This window comes from Hydrogenophaga sp., from assembly GCF_030373245.1.
GTDB lineage: Bacteria > Pseudomonadota > Gammaproteobacteria > Burkholderiales > Burkholderiaceae_C > Hydrogenophaga.
In genome coordinates, this window is record NZ_JAUCZF010000004.1 from 249,227 (window position 1) to 270,945 (window position 21,719).

Sequence of the window (21,719 nt, forward strand, 5' to 3'; positions counted from 1 at the left end):
CGGACCTTGCTATGCTGCCTGGAGGAGAAAATGCCCATGACCCGACCGATGTTCGACGAAATGTATGCCTCGCCTGACGAGGTCCGTGCCCATTACGAAGGTTACGCACGCTGGCTTGCCCAGCAACCGCCCGAGGTGATGGCAGACCGGCGTGAAGAGGCTGAAGTCATCTTCCGGCGGGTAGGTATCACCTTCGCGGTGTATGGCGACAAAGACGAAGACGCCGCGGGCATGGAGCGGCTGATTCCCTTTGACGTGATCCCGCGCATCATCCCGAACGACGAGTGGCGGAACATGAAGGCGGGCCTGGTGCAGCGCGTGACCGCACTCAACCGCTTCCTGCACGACATCTACCACGACCAGGAGATCATCCAGGCTGGACACATCCCGTCCGAGCAGATCCTGAACAACGCCCAGTACCGACCCGAGATGAAGGGGGTTGACCTGTTCAATGGTGTGTACGCGCACATCTCGGGGGTCGACATGGTGCGCGCGCCCAATGCTGATGGCGTGGGCGAGTATTTCGTGCTGGAAGACAACCTGCGCGTGCCCAGCGGCGTGAGCTACATGCTGGAAGACCGCAAGATGATGGTGCGGCTGTTCCCTGAGCTGTTCAGGCAGAACCGCGTGGCGCCGGTGGCGCATTACCCCGACCTGCTGCTGGAAACGCTGCGCGCCGTGGCGCCGCCCGCGGCTGCCGGCTCGCCAACGGTGGTCGTGCTCACGCCGGGCATGTACAACAGCGCCTACTTCGAACACGCCTTTCTGGCTCAGCAAATGGGCGTGGAGCTGGTGGAAGGGCAGGACCTCTTCGTCAAGGACAGCTTTGTCTTCATGCGCACTACCAAGGGCCCGCAGCGCGTGGATGTGATCTACCGCCGGGTCGATGACGACTTCCTGGACCCCAAGGTGTTTCGCCCCAGCTCCACGCTGGGTTGCGCGGGCCTCATGGAAGCCTACCGCGCCGGCAATGTGAACATCTGCAACGCGGTAGGCACTGGCGTGGCCGACGACAAGTCGATCTACCCCTACGTGCCCAAGATGATCGAGTTCTACCTGGGCGAAAAACCCATTCTGAACAACGTGCCCACCTTCATGGGCCGCAAACCCGACGAGTTGAAATACATCCTGGACAACCTGAAGGACCTGGTCGTCAAGGAAGTGCACGGCGCCGGCGGCTACGGCATGCTGGTGGGGCCCGCCTCGACCAAGGCCGAGATCGAAGATTTCCGCAAAGCCATCCTCGCCAAACCCGACGGCTACATCGGCCAGCCCACGTTGTCGTTGTCCACCTGCCCCACCTACGTCAAGGAAGGTATCGCGCCACGCCACATCGACCTGCGCCCCTTCGTGCTCTCGGGTACCGAGGTGCAGATGGTGCCCGGCGGCCTCACCCGGGTCGCTCTCAAGCAAGGCTCGCTGGTGGTCAACTCGTCGCAAGGCGGTGGAACCAAGGACACCTGGATCATGGAAGGTCGCTGAGCGCGACAGCCGCGCCGCCCATCGCCTTCCGCCCAATAGGAAACACCATGATGCTGTCAAGAACTGCCGATCATCTTTTCTGGATGTCCCGCTACACCGAGCGTGCGGAAAACACCGCGCGCCTGCTGGATGTGAACTACGACACCTCGCTCATGCCGCAGTCCAGCGAGGAAGCTCAGGCCGCCTGGGCTGGCCTGCTGCGCATCAGCGAGCTGACGCCCGCATACACCGAAAAATACGGTCCCGAAATTGTTGCTTCCAACGTGCTCGATTTCATGGTGCGCGACGAGCGCAACCCTTCCAGCATCGCCTCGTGCCTGCGCGGCGCCCGCGAAAACGCACGCGCTGTGCGCGGCACCCTCACCACCGAATTCTGGGAAACCCAGAACCAGACCTGGCTGGAGCTCTCGCGCATGCTCAAGGGCAATGCCTTCGAGCGCGACCCGAGCCAGTTTTTCGAGTGGGTCAAATTCCGATCCCACCTGTCGCGCGGCGTGGCCATCGGCACCATGCTGCGCGACGAGGCCTTCCACTTCTACCGCATGGGTACCTTCCTGGAGCGTGCCGACAACACCGCTCGCCTGCTCGACGTGAAGTACCACGCGGCGTACCAGGACCACACCAGCGACGCAGCGGCGATGGAAGAAGACTTCGACTTCTACCAGTGGAGTGCCATCCTGCGCAGCGTGAGCGCCTTCGAGGTCTACCGCAAGGTCTACCGCGATGTGATCACGCCGCTGAAGGTGGCCGAGTTGCTGGTGCTGAACCCGGCCATGCCGCGCAGCATGGCCACCTGCATCAACGAGGTGGTTGACCGCCTCGGCATCGTGGCCAATGACATGTCGGGTGAGACCCAGCGACGCGCGGGCAAGCTCAAGGCCGAACTGCAGTACGCGCGCATCGACGAAATCCTCGCCACCGGTCTGCACGCCTACCTCACCCAGTTCCTCGACCGCGTCAACGAGCTGGGTATGAGCATCAGCAAAGACTTCCTGGTGCCGACCAACTGATGTGAAGTGGCCCCGCCCGGCGCGCAGCCCGTGCAAGGGTCAAGCGCCCTGGGGTGGGAACAGGCCCTGATCGCCATCCCCACTGCGTCCGCCAGCTCTGATGCAACCCAGCAGCGCCGGGCCCCTGGCGCTCAGGAGTGGATGTAGCTCTCCAGCTGCTCGATGGTGGACTGCTGGTCGGCAATGATGGCGTCGAGGATGTCGCGGATGGACAGCATGCCGACCAGGCGATCGCCGTCCACCACCGGCAGGTGCCGAATCTTCCTTGAGCTCATCAGCGCCATGCATTCCCTGGCGCGTGAGGTGGGTTTCACCACCAAGACCTCGCGGGTCATGATGTCGGCCACCCGGGCCTCCCGCGAGTTCTTGCCTTCCAGTGCGATCTTGCGGGTGTAGTCACGCTCTGACACGACCCCGATCAACTTGTCGCCCTCTACCACCGGCAATGCACCCACGCCGTGTTTGGCCAGAATCTGCAAGGCTTCGAACACCGACGCATCGGGCGACACCGTGCACAGCGGTGAGTTTCGGGCGGCGAGCAGTTCGGCAACAGACTTCATGGCGGTGTCTCCTGGAGGTCGGGGTGGTTGGGTGGCGTTCGGCTGAGCGTCAGCTCAGCCCCATTGTGATGCGTTCGCTCATCACCTTCGAATGGTCGGGAATGGGATCAGATCACCAGCCATCGCCGCGTGCAGGGCGGGCAACGCTACATGCCGATGGCCCAAGCTGGGCGAGCATGAGCGCATGTGTACCAGGGCCTGCCTGGTGGCGTCGGGCGGCACCAACAAGGAATAAAAGGTATTCACCGCAGGTCTCCACTGCAACGGGTTTTGGAGTTCCTAAGCATACGCAGCAGCGCAGTTTTGTCGAGTCCCTTGGCCTACCGCCCCAGGCGGTCGTGCCGTCCGTGGATGCGCATCCAGGCTCTGCAGGTGGACGCAGCGTCCACACCCAGGGTTTTTCGCTGCTGGCCTTGGGTGGTGTGGAGTTCTTTCGACCCGACGTTCCACCGCTGCAGGAGACACGAGATGTACCACCCACTCGGAGCTGATGCGCCCGGCTCCCCGCATGAATCCCCAGAATAGGCCCTGGACGAACCGGCGCCAACACCCTCGACGGTCGTCGTCAGGAAGAATGCGCGCGTCAAACTGCGCAACGCCGACGACCGCTGCATCGCTGCTTCCGAAACGGCTGCGTGTCACTACTGCGCCAAGGTGGGCAACCAGGCGCTGACGCTTCTGCTCGATGGCGGCAACCGGCCGTTGACCCACGGCATTTCGCTCAGCATCAAGACCACGGAAGTCTGGAAAGGCAAGTGGAAGGCGCGCACCTTTCTGGGCGCGTTTGGCGATGTGCATCAACTCTATTACTGGGACGACTACGGCTCCAAAACCAACTGGATCGTTGAAAAACCCAAAGGCCGAACGGGCGAAGCCATTCACTGCGGCGACGAGGTGTGGATCCGCAACGAGGCCTACGCCGACCAGTACCTCCGCACCGACAAGGACAACTGCCTCAGCACCGACAAGACCCAGCGCCAAACCTGGACGTTCGAACCCGGGGGTTAGCGTTGGTGTCGCTCACAGCCAGCCGGTGCCAGCTCCCGGGCTGGTCTGGATGGTGAACTCCGGCGTGCCACCCAGCACAAAAGCCCCCAGCACCACGCTCAGGAGGGTGATGAACAGACTGGCCCAGAACGCGGTCCAGAACCCTTCGACCTTGAAGCCCTCCACCAGCTTGGCCACCAGCAACAGCATCAGCGCGTTGATCACCAGCAGGAACACGCCAAACGACAGCACCGTCAGCGGCAGCGTCAGCAGCACCAGCAAGGGCCGAACCACCGCGTTGGCCAGACCCAGCAGCAGGGCCGCGACCGCCAGCGCCCCCGAGCTGCTGAAACGGATGCCCTTGAACAGATGGCTGGCCACCCAGAGCGACAGGGCGGTGATGCCCCAGTGGAGCAGGAACGGGGTGAGATTGGCCAGCATGAAGGGACGCCTTGAAGGCAGGTGATGGGTCGGCGAGACGCGGCGCGCACGAGGCGCAGGCCCTGCGGTCTGATTCTGATCTTACGGGGCAAAGAGCATGGGTTCAGCCTCGGGCCGGCATCAGCGCGGCGTTGACCGCATCTGGGTCGAGGTGCGCGAAGACCGTGTTGTGCCGGTCGGTCAGCGGTCCGCCGCCGGGTTCGATCGCGCCATTGGTGTCAAAACCGACCGCCTTGAATTTCCACACCGCGCCCACCCGCTTGAGGTTGCCCACGAGCAGGCCGTCGGCCCGCAGCACCCGCACCACGGCTTCGTTGACCGCCACGAGCGTGAACGGGCCAGCGGCTGGGGGCGGTGAGGTTGACATGCCGTGAGTGTGGCAGAGGCCACTGCGTCGCGTCCCCAGCCGGCGTCGCTGTCCGATGCGGGACAGCTCTGGGGGTATTCGCCCTGCGGGTTTACACCAGCAGGGCTGGCGCTTTGCGCACCATCGGCCTATAAAACACCGTGCGATTGTTCACAACAAAGGGCCGCCCGGTCGGGACAGGCCTCACATCTGGAGACAAGCCATGAGCCGATTTTTTGTCCGAGGGCTGGCCGCAGCCCTGACCGCCGCCGTGCTGCCTGTGGCCGCGCTGGCCGACGGCGTCTCGGTGCGATTCGACGACCAGGCCAGCCCGTTCCCGAGCAACCGGCTCACCGTGCTGGACTTCTCCAACGCCACCTACCGCCGCGTCAACCTGCCCAAGCCCGACTGTGCGGTGCGCGTGAGCGACTGCGCAGACATCGACGTCATCAACACGCTCGACGGCTTTTCCACCCAGCCGCGCATCACCGTGCCGTTCACCGGTGACATCGACGTGTCCACCGTCAACAGCGACACCGTTTTCCTCGTCAACCTGGGCGACACGCAGACCCTGCGCGGCTTTGGCGAGAAAGTGGGCATCAACCAGATCCTCTGGGACCCGGCCAGCAAGACCCTGGTGTTTGAACCGGACGAGCTGCTCGCCGAGCGGTCGCGCTATGTGCTCGCGGTGACCAACGGCGTGCGCGATGCGCGCGGCAAACGCATCAAGACCAGCGACTACCTGCAAGACGATGTGCGCGACCGCTGGGACCGCCGCTTTGCCTTTGGTCACCACTTCCTTCGCCACCGCGACGACCAGGCCTACCAGCGCGAACTGCGCGACGGCCTGCGCCACATCCGCGGGCGCACCCAGGTGGTGGCCGGTGCGCTGTTCACCACGCAGACCAGCACCAGTGATCTGGTCAAGGTCATGCGCCAGATCAAGCACGCCCGGCCGGCTCCCGCCGATTTCATGATCGGCAGCTCAGACGCTGGCCCGGTGCGTGCCGTATTCCCGCTGACCGGTCTGGCCGCCATGCAGTTCACGCGCCAGATCTCCACCGCGCCCAGCTTCACCACCACCTTCCTGCCCACGCCCGCGCTGCAGATCGTGCCCGGTGCCATCGACCAGGTGGCCTACGGCCGCTACACCTCGCCCGACTACCAGACCTCGGCGCAGTTCATTCCCCCGGTGGGCTCGCTGCTGGGCTGGCCGCGTGCTCAGGGGCACAAAGAACTCGTGTTCCAGCTGTTCGTGCCAGCCGGGGAGAAGCCGGCTTCGGGCTGGCCAGTGGCGATCTTCGGCCACGGCTTCACCGACAGCATGTACGGCGCCCCCTGGACCGTCGCCTCGGTGATGGCCTCGCGCGGCATCGCGACGCTGTCCATCAACGTGGTCGGCCATGGCGGTGGCGCTGCCGGCTCGCTCCGGATCACGTCATTGGCCGGTGCGCCGGTGACCATCCCCGCGGGCGGTCGTGGCATCGACCAGGATGGCAACGGCGCCATCGACTCCACCGAAGGCGTGAACGCCGCGCCACCGCGCGAGTCCATCGGCAGCCGCGACGGCTTGCGCCAGACCGTGATCGACCTCATGCAGCTGGTGCGCCAGGTCGAGGTGGGCATGGATGTGGACGGTGACGGCGGTGCCGACCTTGACGCCGGCCGCATTTATTACGCAGGCCAGTCGTTCGGCGGCATCTACGGCACGATCCTGCTCGGCGTGGAGCCCAACATCCAGGCCGGCGTGCCCAACGTGGCGGGCGGCTCCATCACCGAAGTGGCCCGGCTCGGCGCATTCAGGTTCCTGACCGCGGCCGCGCTGGCCACGCGCCAGCCCCAGCTGCTCAACTTGCCGCCCACACCCGGCGTGCCGGTGCCGTTCAACCTGAACTTCAACGAAAACATGCCGCTGCGCGACCTGCCGCCGGTGGTCAATGCGGTGCCCGGCGCACTGGCCATTGCCGAGGTGCTGGATCGCTTCGAGTGGGTGCAGCAATCGGGCAACCCGGTGTCGTATGCGCCGCTGATCCGCAAGCAGCCGCTGCGGGGTCATGCGGCCAAGCCGGTGATCGTGCAATTCGCCAAGGGCGACAGCACCGTGCCCAACCCGAGCAGCAGCGCCCTGGTGCGCGCAGGCGCTCTGCAGGACCGCACGACCTACTTCCGAAACGACCTCGCCGTGGCCGCCAACGCCGCCGTGCCCAAGAACCCGCACACCTTCCTGACCAACATCGGCGGCGGCGCCACCGTGGGCTACGCGGTGCAGGGCCAGACTCAGATCGCCGAGTTCTTCCGCAGCAACGGCGCGCTGACCATCGACCCCGATGGCGCAGACCCGTTCTTCGAGGTGCCGATCAGCCTGCCGCTGCCCGAGGGGCTGAACTACCTGCCCTGAGTGCGCGTGCCCCAGCGGATCTGAGCAAAAGAGCGCGGCGTTTGCCGCGCTCTTTTTTTGGCGGTATCCAGATTCGTTCGCTGCCCGGGGCCGTGCTACAGGTCGAAGCTCGTGGTCCGCTCGGGCAACACGCTCAGGTCCAGCGGACGCACCGCGCCCATCCAGATCGCGCGATCGCGGTGGTCGATCAGGTCTTGCCCGGTGAGCGGGTGGATGAACACCACCAGGCCTTCGCGGTGCAGCGCCAGCCAGGGCACCACGTCGGGGAACAGCGCTGCCTTGAAGGCCAGCTGGCAGCTCCTGTCCGGGTGAGGGCCGACCGGTTTTTCGTGCATCCGCCCCAGCTTCAGCGGGAACCGCGCCGCCGCAGCCTCGCACAGCGCGCGGGCCTGGGGCAGGGTGTCGGCGTTGAAGTACACATGGGCGTGATAGCCGTGGATGACGGGGTCTGGGGTGGTCGCGTGGTTCATGGGTGCCATGGTGCCAGCCCGGTGCCGCCTAGGGCGTGCCGGTGGTCGGCTGCTGGTCGCCTCTTCAAGGGCATACAGTCCCTGCATGCCCTCAGCCGTCCACTGCCCCTCGCCATGCCGCCCGTTGTAATGCCCCACGCCGTCGCGCGACAGCGAGCCGAGCGACTGGCTGCGAGCTCCAAACCGTATGTGGCGCGCGGCTCGGGTGGCGGGCGTTGCCCCGGTTGCCGGCTGGTGGTCAGCCATTGCCTGTGTGCCCTGCGCCCCAGGGTCGAGACGCACGCCGGGGTGTGCCTGATCCTGGGCGACATCGAGGCCCTCAAACCCAGCAACACCGGCTGGCTGGTGGCCGACCTGGTGGCCGACACCTGGGCTTTCGGCTGGTCGCGCACCGCAGTCGACCCGGGCCTGCTGGCGCTGCTTTCCGATCCGCAATGGCAGCCCTGCCTGGTCTTTCCTGGCGAGTTCGCCGATCCGGCGCGTGTGATGCACGCGCTGCCAGTGGCTGATCCGCCGCTTTCCGGTGAAACAGCCAGCGCTCGCCGCCCGCTCTTCGTGCTGCTCGACGGCACCTGGTCCGAAGCGCGCAAGATGTTCCGCAAAAGTCCGTACCTGGATGCTCTGCCGGTGCTCAGCCTGCAGCCCGGTCAAAGCTCCAATTACCGCCTGCGTCGCTCCACCCGGGACGACCATTTCTGCACCGCCGAAGTGGCCGCGCTGTGCCTGGCGCTGGCGGGTGAAAGCCACGCTGCCGACACCCTGGCCGCCTGGCTCGACGTCTTCACCACCCACTACCTCAGCGCCAGGTGCAGCCTGCCGCTGGACCGCGACAGCCAGGCGCACCAGCGGCTGCTGGCCTTGCGCATGTCCAGCGTGCTCTGAGGCGTCTTCTGATCAGCCTGCCACCGGCGCCTCGACCAGCAGGGCGAGCAGCTGAAGGGTTTGCTGCCAGCCCAGGTAGCAGGCCTCGGTGGGAATCATGGCCGGAATGCCGGTCTGCTCGATGTGGATGTCGGTGCCCACCGACACCGCCTTGAGTGTGATGGTGGTTCTCATCTCGCCAGGCAGGTTGCTGTCTTCGAACACATCGCTGTTCAAGATGCGCTCGTTGGGCACCAGCTCCAGGTATTGCCCGCCGAAGGCGTGCGCCTGGCCGGTGGCCAGCTGGGTGAACTGCATGCGGTAGCGCCCACCCACGCGCGCATCGAGTTCAAACACGTGGCAGGTGAAACCGTGCGGTGGCATGAACTTGGCGCAGGCGTCTGCGTCGAGAAAAGCGCGGTAGATGCGCTCGGGTGGCGCCGCGAAAACGCGGTGCAGGGTGACGGTTCCGGTGGTCATGACAGCTGTCATTTCGGTGAGCCCGGTTGGATGGTTGCGCAGCGCTGCATCGGGCCGGGGCAGCGGCTGCGTTTCGTCAGGCAGGGGAAGGTGAGTCTTCGGGCAGCACCTTCGCGTCCACCTCGATCACGCCTTCAAATAAGTCGATCGCCGTGGCCGCTACCTGCGCCGTGTCGTAGTAAGCGTAAGCGCCGACACCGACCGCGCCTACGATGGGCAGCCAGCGCGCCACGCCTTTGCCCAGTGCGCGCTGCGCCAGCCTGGCGCCGATGCGGCGCGTGAGTGTGCGGATCAGCAGCGGTGATGCGCGGCGCACGATGGTGCGCTGGCCCACACGCACCACCAGGTCGCGCACCCCGGCCGCCGCCGTGTGCTGAAACAGGCAATACACCACCTGCTCGGGCGTGAGCTGGGCGTGTTTCCCATAAAGCGCGGCAATGTCGGCCACCAGCTGTTTCTGGATCTTCCAGACGCCCATCATCTCCGGCAGGATCGTCAGCCAGCCCAGTGGCCCCGGCGGCAAGGCCAGCGCGCCGGCGGCCATCGCAGCCCTGGCGGCCGCCGCGTTGGCCTTCTTGCGCGCGGCGTCCAACGGTACCTTGTGCTTGCGCTCTTTCGATGCCGGGATCTTGCCCACCAACGGCAGCAACGCCTGCTCAAACAGCGAAGGGCCATCGACCTGGGCGTCGCTGGCCTGGGAGTGAATCGTCTGGGCCTTTCTCGTGGGCATCGGGGCTCCTGGTTCGCAAACGGCAGCGTTCAAGGTTAGCGCGCATTCGGCGCATCCGGATCACCGCTGCTGAGGTAAATTGCGCCGATGTCCCCACGCCCGCGTTCAGCCATCACCCAGCCCGCCCGCAAGGTCTTGCTCACCGGGTTTGATGCCTTTGGAGGCGCGTCCATCAATCCCAGCGGGCTGGCCGTGAAGGCGCTGCACGGCCGACAGATTGCCGGCCACCGCGTGGTCGCCGCGCAGTTGCCCACCGTGTTTGGGGAATCGCTGCAGGCGTTGCGCGCCTTGCTGGCGCGGCACCAGCCTGCGCTGGTCATCTGCGTGGGGCAGGCCGGTGAGCGCGGCGCCCTGTCGCTGGAGCGCGTGGCGATCAATGTGAACGACGCGCCGCTGGCCGACAACGCCGACGCCCAGCCAGTGGACACCCCGGTGGTGCCCGGCGCACCCGTGGCCTATTTCAGCAGCTTGCCCATCAAGGCCATGCTGGCCACGCTGCAGCGCGAAGGCATCGCTGCCGAGGTCTCGCAGACCGCCGGCACTTTTGTCTGCAACCACGTGTTCTTCGGCCTGATGCACGAACTCAACCAGCGCCAAGCGCTGCGCCACACCCGCGGTGGCTTTGTGCATGTGCCGTGGCTGCCCAAGCAGGGCACGCCCAGCATGGCGCTTGATGAGGTGGTGCGCGGCCTCTCGCTGGCTGTGCGCTGCGCTTTGCAGGCGCAGCAGGATGCTTCGCTGGGCGCAGGCGCGTCGCACTGAGCGGGCTTGTCTGCGCCGCCAGCAAGCCTGGCGCGCAGCGCATACGATGAGGGGTCTGCCCAGCGCCTTGGCGCGGCGAGCCCCTTCCTCCAACCAACGCTCACCCATGACCGACAAGACCCCCTACACCCCGCCCACCGTCTGGACCTGGGACCAGGCCAGCGGCGGCAAGTTTGCCAACATCAACCGCCCCATCGCCGGTCCCACGAGCGACAAGGCGCTGCCGGTGGGCAAACACCCCTTGCAGCTCTATTCGCTGGCCACACCCAACGGCGTGAAGGTCACGATCATGCTGGAGGAACTGCTCGCCCTGGGCCACACCGGTGCCGAGTACGACGGCTGGCTCATCAAGATCAACGAAGGCGACCAGTTCACCAGCGGCTTTGTCGAGGTCAACCCCAACTCCAAGATCCCGGCCCTGCTTGACCGCAGCACCGAGCCGCCCACGCGCGTCTTCGAGTCCGGCTCCATCCTGGTCTACCTGGCCGAGAAGTTTGGCGCCTTTCTGCCCCAGCAAGGTGCGAAACGCACCGAAGTGATGAATTGGCTGTTCTGGCAAATGGGTTCTGCACCGTATCTGGGCGGTGGCTTCGGCCACTTCTATGCCTACGCACCCGAAAAGTTCGAATACCCGATCAACCGCTTCGCCATGGAGACCAAGCGACAGCTCGATGTGCTCAACCGCAACCTGGCCGAGCGCCCCTACATGGCCGGCGACGACTACACCATCGCCGACATCGCCATCTACCCCTGGTACGGTGCCCTGGTCGAAGGCAAGCTCTACAGCGCAGGCGAATTTCTTTCGGTGCACGAGTACACCCACGTGCAGCGCTGGGCCGCCGCCATCGCCGCGCGCCCCGCGGTGCAGCGTGGGCGCAGCATCAACCGCGTCTGGGGTGACGAAGCGGAGCAGGTGCCCGAGCGCCACTGAGCTGCAGATTTCGGCGAAATCCGACCTCTCGCCGCGAGTCCGTCTGGGTTGCCGGTCGCGCCGTTCGCGCGCTGGCTGAACCCGCAAACAGCAGCGTTTTCGTGGCGCTGTTGCACCGTTGGCGCCAGGGTCCAGGAGCCTATCCTGAGCGAATCCCTCCAACTCTGGCATGCCACATGACCAATCTGCAACAAGAAGCCGACCCGCGCACCCAGCTCACGGGCAACAACAAGTTCGAACTGATGCTGTTCCGGCTCGGAGAAGCGCAGGGGTCAGACCGCCGGGAGCTGTTCGGCATCAACGTCTTCAAGGTGCGCGAAATCCTGGTCATGCCCAAGATCACGGCCATGGCCAGCGCCCCGGCCCACGTGCTCGGTGTGGCCAACATCCGCGGCCAGATCATCCCGGTGATCGACCTGCCCGCGGTCGTTGGCTGCGTTCCCAAGCGCGGGCTCACCATCCTCATGGTCACCGAATTCGCCCGCACCACCCAGGCGTTTGCCGTGGAAGAGGTGGATGAAATCGTGCAGATGGAGTGGGGCGACGTGCTGGCCGCTGAAGGCCATGGCGGCAATCTGGTCACCAGCATCGCCAAGCTGGACGACGACAACGGCCAGTCGCGGCTGGTCCAGGTGCTTGATGTCGAGCAGATCCTGCGCAATGTCATGCCGGCACCCGAGGAGGCCATCTCACCGAAGTCGGTCGGCGCCACGGTGAGCCTGCCGGCGGGGTCCATCATCCTCGCGGCGGACGACTCCCCTGTGGCGCGCATGATGATCGAACAAGGCCTGACCGCCATGGGCACGCCCTACGTCATGACCAAGACCGGTCAGGAAGCCTGGGACTACCTGCACACCCTCGAAGCCGAGGCCCGAGCCGAGGGCAAGACCGTGCAGGACAAGGTGGCGCTGGTGCTGAGCGATCTGGAAATGCCGGTGATGGACGGCTTCACGCTCACGCGCAACATCAAGCAGGACGCGCGCTTCAATTTGATCCCGGTGGTGATCCATTCTTCGCTCACCGGCACGGCCAACGAAGCCCATGTGAGATCGGTCGGAGCCGATGGCTATGTGGCGAAGTTCGTGGCCGCGGAGCTGGCCGCGACCATTCGCGGCGTGCTCAGGCAGTGAACGCGAGCGCCCGCGCCGCCTCAGTGCGACGCGAGCGGGCCTCCCCGGGCGCTGAGCCATATGCGCATCCAACGCCGAGGCGTCCATGGCCTGCCACGCCGATGGCTCAGCGCGCCAACCCACTTTGACATTGAGCCAGCGCTGTGCTCAGGCCTGCCACACTCCGAAGCCCGCTGAACGCAGGTCGATGCCAACCTCGATTTCCTTGTCCACCGCCGCTTCGTAGCTCATGGGGTTGAAGCCCTCGTACAGATCCGGCAGCAGGCGCAGCCCGTACTTCTGCACATAGGCGTTGGCCTGGATGCCCGCCTTGTGCTTGTCGAAGCGCACATCCGGGTCCAGCCCGGTCATGCCCACGTACACGCAGGGCTTGCCGTCGATGTAGCCCGGGTTGTTCTTGCGGAAGCGGCCTTCGAGCAACACGTCCTGGCGCAGCTCGATCACATAGACGTTGTGGTGCAGTCGTGGGCGGCGGGTCATGCGGAATTCGTGGGAGTGTCTGCCCCCAATGGTACGGAGGCCAACGCCGATCTCCAGCCACGATCAGCCCAGCAGGTTGCTCCATTTGCCGATGTTGAACACCTGCTGATAGCCGTTTTTCTTCAGGACCATCTTGGCCATGCCGCTGCGCGTGCCGCTGGCGCAGCACAGCACCACTGGCGCCGTGGTGGGGATCTCGCTGAGGCGGGAGCCCAGCTCAGGCAGCGGAATGTTGACCGAGCCCGGCGCGCTGCCACCCGCAAACTCCGCCGCGGACCGCACATCGACCACCGTGGCGCCATTCTTCACCAGCTCTGGCAACAGGGCCTTGACCCTGCGGGCGTTCCACCACTTGTATCCAAACCAGAGTGCCAGGGCCATGAGCGGCCAGTACTGCTGAGCAAAACCTGCGATATCCATACCCATGAAACTCCTTGTGGTGGCGAACGCATCGCGCGGTGTCGAGGCCGGGTGAAGCTACACCCGGGAGTATCCACCAGACAGGGCCTTTGGGTGCAAGCCCCTCTGGTCCTGCGCCAGGCAAGTGTGGGCTTTGCATTTGCTGCCGCCAAAGCCCCGAATGTCCCGATTTGAAAAATTCGCCCCAATGGTCTATGGTCAAACCGTCTGGCGATCCATCTGCCTTCCCACGCGCCGGGCCCCAAGGCAGTTGCCAGGCTGTGTTTTCAACTTCATGCAAGGAGAACAACATGGGACTACTGGACAAGTTTCTCGGCAACAAAGTCGATTACCCTCCGCTGCCGGCGGGCAACGCGGCGATGGCCACCCTCGATGAAATCAAGGCACCGCTGGCGGAGCTGGCGCACAAGGTGTCGGACCACCTGGAAGTCGTGCCAGCCGAGCACGAGGCCTTTGTCTTCCTCGGCAAGCCACCCAAGAAATTCGGCATAGCCTGGATTCACGACGGCAAGGTCACCGGGCTCAAGGAGTTCGCCGAAGAACACCACCTGTCGCAACTCGAGATCGGCAAACTCATCGTGCGGCTCGGCGAGGCCTACCAGCACGCCAGCGAGACACCGCGCTACTCCGCTGAATTCGGTGGCAAGCAGATGGTGATCATTCCTTCGAAGGCGCTGGAGCAAGAGGTGCACCAGATCATGTCTGACACGCTGCACTGAGTGCGGCGACGATCTCGCCGATCGGGCATCTGACCGCCAACCGCGGTCTTCGCCTCCGCACAGGCTCAGACCCGAACAGACGGCATGAGTGGCGCTCAAAAGCGGTCAGCACGGCCCTGGCGAACGCTCGCCACCAGGCTGCGATTGACCAGCGGCCTGTTCTTGATGGTTTAGCCCAGCGCGTCGAGGTTCAGGTCCATGAATGCCGGCTGCTGCGTCTGCAAACCACCAGTGGTTCTCAGGCTCGGCCTGGTGTTCGTGGTCGTTTCGTCGGCACAGGCTGCAAGCCACTGCCGTGGCCACGGTGGTCTTCACGCCGGAGTCTCGGCCCCCAGTTTTAGCGAGGGTTCGCTGCAGGCCATCACCCCGAGCGAGCATGGCCGGGTAGCCTGGGTTTGCTCCGAAGCCAAGCGTGGGTGGGTTGTCCAGGGATTGGCCCCTGCGAGGGCTTGCGGTGGATGGATTGGCCGGGCTATTCCAGCAGGTTCATGTCGACGCGGATGAAGTCGCCACGGTAGGTCAGCTCGCCCAGGTAAATGACCGTGCCATCGGGAGTGCAGAACACGCGCCGCACTTCGGCCACAGGTGCCGAGACGGAAATGTTCAGCGCTGTTGCGGCCTCTGCGCCGGCGGTGCCGATCGTCAGCACCTGATGGGCCGATCCGATCTTCACACCCTTCAAGTCCATCAGCACCGGGATGATCAGCTCTTTGCGAAATCGCTGGGGAGCCAGCTTGAAGATTCGCTCGTCCAGATAGGCCGAAATGACGGAGGTGGTCTGTCGTTCGCTGGCGTGCACACGGCGCAGAAACCGGTAGCGGGGCGCCAGCAGCCCTTCGTCCGGTTCCAGGCGTGGCGTTGCAAAGCCCTCATCAATGGGCAGAACGCGTGGCGCCAGTTCGCGGTACAGATCGGCCAGCTTGCTCAACGAAGTCTCCACGCGCATCTTCGGATGTATCTGGGGCTTGTTGCGAACGAAGGTGCCGCGACCTTGCTCGGCCACCACCAGATGCTCGTCTCTGAGCAGCTTCACGGCCAGGCGCACGGTGACCAGGGCCACGCCAAACTCCTGCGCCAGTTCGGGAAGCGTCGGTATCTGGGCACCGATCGGCCAGACGTCTTTGACGATGCGCTCGCGCAGCGCATCGGCCACCTGGGCGTAGAGGGGACTCGAACTGTGTTTGAAATAGGAGGACATGCAACGCAATGTCGCGCCAGGGCATGCGCATCAGGGTCCGCCCTAGGTTGACCAGTCTGATTAACTATAGAACGATAGGACCTATGCCTCGATGATGGGCATCGAGACACACGAAGGAACGATCATGAGCCGAATTTTCCGCTGGACCTACATCCTGGCCCTGTGTCTTGGTCTGCCATTTGGAGCATTTGCACAAGATTACCCGAACAAGGTGGTCCGGATTCTGGTGCCTTACCCGCCCGGCGGCGTGGTCGACATCACCGCACGCGTGCTGGCCGAAGAGCTGGCGCGCACCCTGCCTGCCACGGTGATCGTTGAAAACAAGGCTGGCGCGGGCGGCACGATCGGCGCCGAGTATGTGGCGCGAGCACCGGCCGATGGCTACACCATCCTGCTCAGCGGTGCGGCGACCCACGCCTTCGCACCCTGGGTCTACAAGCAGCTGCGCTACGACCCCGTGAAGGACTTCGTGCCCGTCACCCAGGTCAGCGAAGGGCCGCTGGCGCTCTGTGTGAACGCCTCCTCGCCGGTCAACACGCTGGCCGAGTTCCTCGCGATGGTCAAGTCTGGTGGGGCCACACTCAACTTCTCCTCCAACGGCAATGGCACCTACCCCCACCTGGCGGTGGAGCTCATGAACCAGTCGCTCGGCGTCAAGCCGCTGCACGTGCCCTATGCCGGTGGCGCACAGGCCATCACGGCCTTGCTGGGAAATCAGGTGCAGTTCACGCTGAACCACATCCCGGTGGTGCAGGGGCACGTGAAGGCGGGTCGTCTCAAGGTGTTGGCGACCACGGGCAACGAGCGATCGGTGGCGTTTCCGAACGTACCCACGCTGAAGGAGTCTGGCCTGGATGTGGTGGCCAGCGCCTGGTTTGGCCTTTTCGTTCCCGCTGGCACACCTGCCGCCGTGGTGGAGCGCATCGCCAAGGCCAGCGCCGAGGCCGCCAAGTCGCCAGCCCTGCGCGAGAAACTGGCCGCTCAGGGCGATGAACTGAAGGTGCAAGGTCCGGCGCAGTTCCAGGCTTTCCAGGCCTCGGAACTCGCCAAATGGCAACGCGTCATCACCTCCACCGGACTGAAGCTGGACTGAATCCATGAGCCGACCCAACATCATTCTGATCATGACCGATCAGCAGCGCGCCGACACCATCGGTGCGCTGGGAGCACCCTGGATGCAGACGCCGCACCTCGACAGGCTGGCGACCGAGGGCGCCGCCTTCACCGAATGCTTCGTCACCTCGCCCGTGTGCGTGGGCGCGCGGGCCAGCCTCTTCACCGGCAAGTACCCGCATGGCTGCCAGGTCTTCAGCAACTTCCAGCCCTGGCAGCCCACCTGGGTGAGCTCGCTGGCCGACCATGGCTACCACTGCGTGAACATCGGCAAGATGCACATCAACCCTTATGACGCGCCGGGTGGCTTTCACCAGCGGCTCATCATGGAGAACAAAGACCGGCCGATGTTCCTGGAGGAGCGGGACCGCGCGATCTACGACGAATGGGACAAGGCATTGCACGCGCGCAAGCTCGTCAAGCCCTCCCGCTACAACCGGCATGCGGCCGACCCGGAAGGCTACAAACGGGCGCTCGGCGCCTTTGCCTGGGATCTCGATACCGACATGCACCCGGACAACTTCATTGGCGACACCGTCTGCTGGTGGCTCGAAGACCGCAAGAACGAAGACCCGCTGTTCCTGCAGATCGGTTTCCCCGGCCCGCATCCGCCGTACGACCCCACGCCCGACGCGCTGGCAGCCTACGCCGACGTCGACATCCCGATACCCACCATCACCGAGGCCGAGTTGAGCGCCCAGCCTGCTGCCCAGCACACGCTGCGCGACAACATGATCGATTTCAACTTCGACTCGATCGCCTGGCGCCGCGACCTGAGCCCTGCCGACCTGCTGCGCTTGCGTCGCCACTACGCGGCCAACGTGAGCATGATCGACCACCAGGTCGGCCGCATCATGGCCGCGCTGGATGCGCGCGGCTACCTCGACAACGCGCTGGTCATCTTCACGTCCGACCACGCCGACGCTCTCGGTGAACACGGTCACATCCAGAAATGGACCATGTACGACTCGGTGGTGCGCGTGCCGCTGCTGTTCTGGTCGAAAAACCTGCAGATCAAACCCGGCTCGCGCGACGAACTGGTGCAGATGTTTGACGTGGCGCCCACCATCCTGGAAGCTGCCGGTTTGCCCATACCGGCCGACTTCGAAGCCCGCACCCTGTGGGGTGCGCTTTCGGAGCGCGTCGACCACCAGCCCCGCGACGCGGTCTACGCCGAGCTGGCGCGAGACCACATCCAGACCGGCAGCGAGTTCATCCTGATGCGCCGGGACCGGCGCTGGAAGATCGTGATCTACCTAGATGACACCGCAGGCGAGCTGTACGACCTGCAGGCCGACCCGAGCGAGGTCCACAACCTGTGGCACGCGGAAGAACTTCGCACCCTGCGCGACGAACTCGCCGCCAGCTGTCACCAGTGGCTCGAGCGCGGCGCGCTATTTGCCAACCGCCGACCCAGCCGCTCGCCGCAACGGGCCATGAAGATCTAGGGCGGGCCCGCTAAGCCTCGCCCCCAGCCTTGCTCAACGTTGTGTGAGGTGGGCTGTGAGGCGAGGTGGGCGAGGTGCGGCACCGCCTGGGTTGGCTCTGGCGAGCAGACGCGAGCGGTTTGTTGGGGCAACGTCTCGCGCACCGCGCTGCTGACGGGGTCATTCGCGGCTGGCCTTTAATGTTCTCTATTGTTCTAAAGCGCTAGAGCGGGAAGTGCACCAGATCATGTCGGACACGCTGCACGGAGTGCGGCGGCGCGGTCCGCTGAGCCGGGACCAGGGTGAGAGCATCGACGCGTTGATGAGGATCAGGCCATCCTCATGGGCAACCGGCTCTTGCAGCGCGGGAAGTTCATGCAACCCCAGAATCCGGAGCCGTCCTTGCCTGACGTGCGCTCCGTCATCTTCACCCCGCATCGCGCGCAGGTGGGTTTCCAATACTCGCCTTCGTAGGCCACCTCCAGCAGGCGTGCTTGCTGCTCCGGCGTGCGCTGAGCAATCAGCTTGAGCAGACCGTTCCCGTCCTGCGCGTTGATACCGTGTGCTAGAGCGAAAGCGCGAGCGTCGGCTGTGTAGCGTGAGGTGGTCGCGTAGGTGCCGCGCTTGACGCCCTTGGACACCATCACGCCCAGAAACTCTCGCATCTCTTTCACTGTGACCGCCTTTCCCTGCCAGTGCTTGCACTGCACTACCGATATCGGGCCTTCGGCGTTTTTCGAGTGCAGCCAGATATCGACGCCACCATCGGCGCCGTGAGATTGCGAGCGCGTTTCGAAGCCCGCTTGCGCGAACAGCGTCTCTACCACCGCTTCGAAGCGTCGCCACTCGATAGCCGCGAAGACTTCGGAACTCCAGCGCGATGCCTGGTGAGGGATCGCATCTGCCAGCGTGCTCGGTTGTTTCTGCTCCGACCTCGTGCCTGCGTCGCGCAGGCCAGTAGAACGGGTCGTCGTGGAGCGGACTGGGACTATGCCCTTCCCTGACGGCTGTCTGTCCGTCGGCATGCGGCTGACGTTCACTTTCTGGGGAGCGGCATCGGTGGAGTCAGCGGCTACCCGTCTGGCGAGGAAGTGGACCGCCAGCAAACCGAGGCCGAGACACAGAGGCAGCCACAAAAGCGCCTGCAGGGTACGCGCCGCGGGGCCAAATACCGGACTTGCGCTCATGAACAGGCTCGCAAACAGAGCCATACCTGCAAAAGCCAGGGCTCGAATGCCCATATCCAGAAGTGGTTCAGAAGGGCGTTTGCGTGTGTTGCGTCTCGCGCGGTTGCGTTGGCTCATTGGTATGCTCCCTGCCGTGTTTGCTGCCGATGATGCCGCAGACGCAGAAAGGGAGGATTCCATGAAAACAAGATACCGCGAAACGGCGCACTTGATTGGACTGTGCGCGGGACTTTTGGGGTGCGTACCTTCGGTCGCCCAGGGCCAGCCTGTGTACCGATGCGAATCGGCGAAAGGCCAGGTGAGCTATTCCAACGAGCCTTGTCTTGGCGCCACCGTCGTCGACACCACCCCAACGCAAGGCCTGGACAAGTCCAGTGGTGTGAGCCGCAAGGGGCCAGACGTTCAACGGGAGCAAACCAGGAAAGCGCTGAACGATGCGATGCGCCCCTTGACTGGCATGTCACACGAGGAAAAGAAGATTTTTGAGCGCCGGTTCAAGCTACCTGCCAGTGTGAAGCTCGAATGCAAATGGCTGGATGCGCGGCTGCCATCCCAAGAAGCTGCGGTAAAGAATGGTGATGCCAAGAGCCTAGGGGAAGCTGAAACACGGTTGTTTCTGACTCGGAATCGATTCCGCACTCTGGGCTGTTGAACATGCAAACATCCGCCACCCGGTTCAACGGCACGCTCAAGAAATGGAACGCTGAGCGAGGCTTTGGCTTTGTGGTGGCCGAGCAGGGCGGTCAGGAGCTGTTTTTGCATGTGTCCGCCATGCCTCGTGATGGGTGGATACCCGTCATCGGCGAGCCGCTGTCGTTCGAGATCGAACTGGACAAGGAGGGGCGCAAGCGGGCGGTGATGGTCCGCCGGCCTGGCGTGCCACTCCTCGTCAAGGCGAACCGCAAGGAACAGGCGCGGCACCCAACCCGGCGACCCGATCAGCGCACCTCTTCAAGTTCTGTAGTCTTCGGCTTAGTGGTGTTGCTGCTGGCTGCCGGCGTGGGCTGGTACGTCTATGGTGAGTACACCAATCGGGCTGAAGCATCGCGTGCGGCGGCACCCCAGGGCCTGATGAGCGCGAAGTCTGCTGCAACAACGCAGCATATTCAGCAGCAGCCCGCCTTCCATTGCGATGGGCGCCGGTACTGCTCGCAAATGACGTCCTGCGGCGAAGCCAAGCTGTTCCTGAAGAACTGCCCCGGCATGGAGATGGATGGTGATGGGGACGGCGTGCCTTGCGAGCAGCAGTGGTGCGTTGGGGGCTGATTGGAATCAGACCCTGAATACGCCGAATACCCTGGGATTTCAGTTCACATGCCGCTGGTTTGTGGGCCTGCGACATAAGCGATTCTTTGGAGTCTTACTCCAAAGAATCTAAAGGCACTGGCTCAAGGGGCCCATGACCCCTGAAGTGCCCAAGGCGGCCCCAGGACGACTCTATTTGCTGGGCACCACCGGAGCGGGCTGCGTCGTCGGAGCTGGCGACGTGCCCCCTTCCCACCAACGCTGCACCGCCGCACGGTCGAAAGGCGGGAGAGGCGCGTTGTCAATGGTGGCCGAGGCGAGCGCGGGGAAGTGGGTGCGGTAAAGCGCCAGGTCCTTCTGCGAGAGGTTCTCCGTGGTCACATCCCATGTGCCGCCTGACAGGCCGGTCACCGACTGGTCAATCAGAGGAACCACCGGCCCGGCGCGAAACTCCTCTCCTTGCCTGGGCCGCAGCTTGGCCGTTACCCGCCCGATGTAGGTGATGGAGTTCGGCTTCACGTCAAGGTCCATCAACAAAGGCACAACGAAGGTCCCGACAAAAGGGAACGCATTGGCCAGGCCCGTCACATCGCCCAGCTTGTATTTGCCGGGTTTCAAAGCCATGCGCGTCAGGTAGACGATGCGATCCCCGTCTGCCACCGTGTCTTTGTCCGCATCGAGTTTGAAGTTTTGCCGCTCTTCCTTGCTTTGGGCATTCGGCAGCTCAAGCTTGACGGCAATAGGCTTCGGGACGTAGCGGCTGTCGTCGGATCGAGAGACCTCAACGGCCATCAGCACAACGGACTTTTCGCTGGTGTCGATGGACTTGGCACCCTTGTCAAATGCCATTGGGTTGACGGTTGCGCACCCTGCAAGGGCAACACAGATGGCCATGGCTCCCAGAAATCGATTCATTTTTTCTCCGATGGATGGATCAGGTTGTGACAGAAAAAGACGCTCAGGTTGTTCAGCAAGCCCGAGAGCCGCGACGTTATCACTTCAAAACAGCCCTTCCGCCGACACACCGTGCGCAGGCCAAGCGCAGCAGATCAGCGGTCGTCGCCGCCGCCGGACGGCTGGCCGACGATGGCGCGCAGGTCACGCAACGCCGCGCGCAGGCCATGCAGGTGTTGCGAAGCCGAACCGAAGAGCCGACTTTTGCCCGAAAACAAGTCTCCAAAGCGAGCCAAAACGACACGGTTGTTCGTGTGATTTCGCGACCGAATTGGAATCTGACCCCAAATAGCCCCAAATAGCCGTGTGACCCCAAATAGCCGGACCCCAAATAGCCGGTCGGTCAACGTCGCGCGAAGCGGTCACCGCCATCAGAGGGAAAACGGAA

General features: G+C 64.3%; 25 protein-coding genes. 14 read left to right on the plus strand and 11 right to left on the minus strand.

Annotation, left to right across the window (positions count from 1 at the left end):
• Window positions 1-36 precede the first annotated feature (36 nt).
• A complete protein-coding gene (locus tag QUV25_RS11375; RefSeq protein ID WP_300863907.1) occupies window positions 37-1,482 on the plus strand; it encodes a circularly permuted type 2 ATP-grasp protein in 1,446 nt (481 codons plus the stop codon).
• A gap of 50 nt (window positions 1,483-1,532) precedes the next feature.
• Window positions 1,533-2,492, plus strand: coding sequence for an alpha-E domain-containing protein (locus QUV25_RS11380; protein ID WP_300864233.1), 960 nt, complete (start codon window positions 1,533-1,535; stop codon window positions 2,490-2,492).
• A 131-nt stretch (window positions 2,493-2,623) separates the two neighbouring features.
• On the opposite strand, the gene QUV25_RS11385 is transcribed toward QUV25_RS11380, so the two are convergent.
• Window positions 2,624-3,052 carry a CBS domain-containing protein gene (locus tag QUV25_RS11385; protein ID WP_300863909.1) on the minus strand — a complete coding sequence of 143 codons (429 nt, stop codon included), beginning with the start codon at window positions 3,050-3,052 and terminating at the stop codon, window positions 2,624-2,626.
• Between the two features lie 654 nt (window positions 3,053-3,706).
• On the opposite strand from QUV25_RS11385, the gene QUV25_RS11390 reads away from it, so the two are divergent.
• A complete protein-coding gene (locus tag QUV25_RS11390) occupies window positions 3,707-4,060 on the plus strand; it encodes a hypothetical protein (RefSeq protein ID WP_300863911.1) in 354 nt (117 codons plus the stop codon).
• Window positions 4,061-4,072: 12 nt separating this feature from the next.
• Here QUV25_RS11390 and QUV25_RS11395 read toward each other — a convergent pair whose 3' ends face one another.
• A complete protein-coding gene (locus tag QUV25_RS11395; RefSeq protein WP_300863912.1) occupies window positions 4,073-4,480 on the minus strand; it encodes a phage holin family protein in 408 nt (135 codons plus the stop codon).
• A 103-nt stretch (window positions 4,481-4,583) separates the two neighbouring features.
• A complete protein-coding gene (locus tag QUV25_RS11400) occupies window positions 4,584-4,847 on the minus strand; it encodes a hypothetical protein (protein WP_300863914.1) in 264 nt (87 codons plus the stop codon).
• A gap of 202 nt (window positions 4,848-5,049) precedes the next feature.
• Between QUV25_RS11400 and QUV25_RS11405 the strand changes: the two genes are divergently transcribed.
• Window positions 5,050-7,224 (plus strand): Ig-like domain-containing protein, encoded by a 2,175-nt coding sequence (locus QUV25_RS11405; RefSeq protein ID WP_300863916.1) that lies wholly within the window; start codon window positions 5,050-5,052, stop codon window positions 7,222-7,224.
• Window positions 7,225-7,319: 95 nt separating this feature from the next.
• Here the strand turns inward: QUV25_RS11405 and QUV25_RS11410 are convergent, their stop codons facing one another.
• Window positions 7,320-7,694, minus strand: coding sequence for a DOPA 4,5-dioxygenase family protein (locus QUV25_RS11410; RefSeq protein ID WP_300863919.1), 375 nt, complete (start codon window positions 7,692-7,694; stop codon window positions 7,320-7,322).
• Between the two features lie 129 nt (window positions 7,695-7,823).
• Between QUV25_RS11410 and QUV25_RS11415 the strand changes: the two genes are divergently transcribed.
• The gene (locus QUV25_RS11415) at window positions 7,824-8,576 is read left to right on the plus strand and encodes a tRNA-uridine aminocarboxypropyltransferase (RefSeq protein WP_300863922.1); all 753 of its coding nucleotides are present in this window, start codon (window positions 7,824-7,826) and stop codon (window positions 8,574-8,576) included.
• Between the two features lie 12 nt (window positions 8,577-8,588).
• On the opposite strand, the gene QUV25_RS11420 is transcribed toward QUV25_RS11415, so the two are convergent.
• Both QUV25_RS11420 and QUV25_RS11425 read right to left on the minus strand, forming a co-directional pair.
• Window positions 8,589-9,035 carry an SRPBCC family protein gene (locus QUV25_RS11420; RefSeq protein ID WP_300863925.1) on the minus strand — a complete coding sequence of 149 codons (447 nt, stop codon included), beginning with the start codon at window positions 9,033-9,035 and terminating at the stop codon, window positions 8,589-8,591.
• Window positions 9,036-9,111: 76 nt separating this feature from the next.
• Window positions 9,112-9,765, minus strand: coding sequence for a hypothetical protein (locus tag QUV25_RS11425; RefSeq protein WP_300863927.1), 654 nt, complete (start codon window positions 9,763-9,765; stop codon window positions 9,112-9,114).
• Window positions 9,766-9,852: 87 nt separating this feature from the next.
• On the opposite strand from QUV25_RS11425, the gene pcp reads away from it, so the two are divergent.
• From pcp to QUV25_RS11440, 3 genes are all read left to right on the plus strand, one after another.
• Window positions 9,853-10,527 (plus strand): pyroglutamyl-peptidase I, encoded by a 675-nt coding sequence (gene pcp, locus QUV25_RS11430; RefSeq protein ID WP_300863929.1) that lies wholly within the window; start codon window positions 9,853-9,855, stop codon window positions 10,525-10,527.
• Window positions 10,528-10,633: 106 nt separating this feature from the next.
• Complete coding sequence (gene yghU, locus QUV25_RS11435; RefSeq protein WP_300863932.1) at window positions 10,634-11,458, plus strand: glutathione-dependent disulfide-bond oxidoreductase; 825 nt, start codon at window positions 10,634-10,636, stop codon at window positions 11,456-11,458.
• A 176-nt stretch (window positions 11,459-11,634) separates the two neighbouring features.
• Window positions 11,635-12,588, plus strand: a complete 954-nt coding sequence (locus tag QUV25_RS11440) for a chemotaxis protein (protein ID WP_300863934.1) — start codon at window positions 11,635-11,637, stop codon at window positions 12,586-12,588.
• A 147-nt stretch (window positions 12,589-12,735) separates the two neighbouring features.
• On the opposite strand, the gene QUV25_RS11445 is transcribed toward QUV25_RS11440, so the two are convergent.
• Window positions 12,736-13,068, minus strand: a complete 333-nt coding sequence (locus tag QUV25_RS11445; RefSeq protein ID WP_300863936.1) for a hypothetical protein — start codon at window positions 13,066-13,068, stop codon at window positions 12,736-12,738.
• Window positions 13,069-13,131: 63 nt separating this feature from the next.
• Window positions 13,132-13,488, minus strand: a complete 357-nt coding sequence (locus QUV25_RS11450) for a rhodanese-like domain-containing protein (protein WP_300863939.1) — start codon at window positions 13,486-13,488, stop codon at window positions 13,132-13,134.
• A gap of 290 nt (window positions 13,489-13,778) precedes the next feature.
• Here QUV25_RS11450 and QUV25_RS11455 point away from each other — a divergent pair, with 290 nt between their 5' ends.
• Window positions 13,779-14,207, plus strand: coding sequence for a hypothetical protein (locus QUV25_RS11455; RefSeq protein ID WP_300863941.1), 429 nt, complete (start codon window positions 13,779-13,781; stop codon window positions 14,205-14,207).
• 472 nt (window positions 14,208-14,679) lie between these two features.
• On the opposite strand, the gene QUV25_RS11460 is transcribed toward QUV25_RS11455, so the two are convergent.
• Window positions 14,680-15,405 (minus strand): GntR family transcriptional regulator, encoded by a 726-nt coding sequence (locus QUV25_RS11460; RefSeq protein WP_300863943.1) that lies wholly within the window; start codon window positions 15,403-15,405, stop codon window positions 14,680-14,682.
• Between the two features lie 124 nt (window positions 15,406-15,529).
• Between QUV25_RS11460 and QUV25_RS11465 the strand changes: the two genes are divergently transcribed.
• Together QUV25_RS11465 and QUV25_RS11470 are read left to right on the plus strand one after the other, a co-directional pair.
• Complete coding sequence (locus QUV25_RS11465; RefSeq protein WP_300863944.1) at window positions 15,530-16,498, plus strand: tripartite tricarboxylate transporter substrate binding protein; 969 nt, start codon at window positions 15,530-15,532, stop codon at window positions 16,496-16,498.
• Between the two features lie 4 nt (window positions 16,499-16,502).
• A complete protein-coding gene (locus QUV25_RS11470; protein WP_300863946.1) occupies window positions 16,503-17,966 on the plus strand; it encodes a sulfatase-like hydrolase/transferase in 1,464 nt (487 codons plus the stop codon).
• 308 nt (window positions 17,967-18,274) lie between these two features.
• Here QUV25_RS11470 and QUV25_RS11475 read toward each other — a convergent pair whose 3' ends face one another.
• Window positions 18,275-19,249: a restriction endonuclease gene (locus QUV25_RS11475; RefSeq protein ID WP_300863949.1), complete on the minus strand. Its 975-nt coding sequence runs from the start codon at window positions 19,247-19,249 to the stop codon at window positions 18,275-18,277.
• A 16-nt stretch (window positions 19,250-19,265) separates the two neighbouring features.
• Here QUV25_RS11475 and QUV25_RS11480 point away from each other — a divergent pair, with 16 nt between their 5' ends.
• On the plus strand, window positions 19,266-19,784 hold the full coding sequence (locus tag QUV25_RS11480; protein WP_300863951.1) for a DUF4124 domain-containing protein: 519 nt from the start codon (window positions 19,266-19,268) through the stop codon (window positions 19,782-19,784).
• Window positions 19,785-19,786: 2 nt separating this feature from the next.
• The gene (locus tag QUV25_RS11485) at window positions 19,787-20,398 is read left to right on the plus strand and encodes an excalibur calcium-binding domain-containing protein (RefSeq protein WP_300863953.1); all 612 of its coding nucleotides are present in this window, start codon (window positions 19,787-19,789) and stop codon (window positions 20,396-20,398) included.
• A 171-nt stretch (window positions 20,399-20,569) separates the two neighbouring features.
• Here QUV25_RS11485 and QUV25_RS11490 read toward each other — a convergent pair whose 3' ends face one another.
• The gene (locus QUV25_RS11490) at window positions 20,570-21,292 is read right to left on the minus strand and encodes a hypothetical protein (RefSeq protein WP_300863955.1); all 723 of its coding nucleotides are present in this window, start codon (window positions 21,290-21,292) and stop codon (window positions 20,570-20,572) included.
• Between the two features lie 14 nt (window positions 21,293-21,306).
• On the opposite strand from QUV25_RS11490, the gene QUV25_RS11495 reads away from it, so the two are divergent.
• Window positions 21,307-21,633 carry a hypothetical protein gene (locus QUV25_RS11495; RefSeq protein WP_300863957.1) on the plus strand — a complete coding sequence of 109 codons (327 nt, stop codon included), beginning with the start codon at window positions 21,307-21,309 and terminating at the stop codon, window positions 21,631-21,633.
• Window positions 21,634-21,719: the final 86 nt, after the last annotated feature.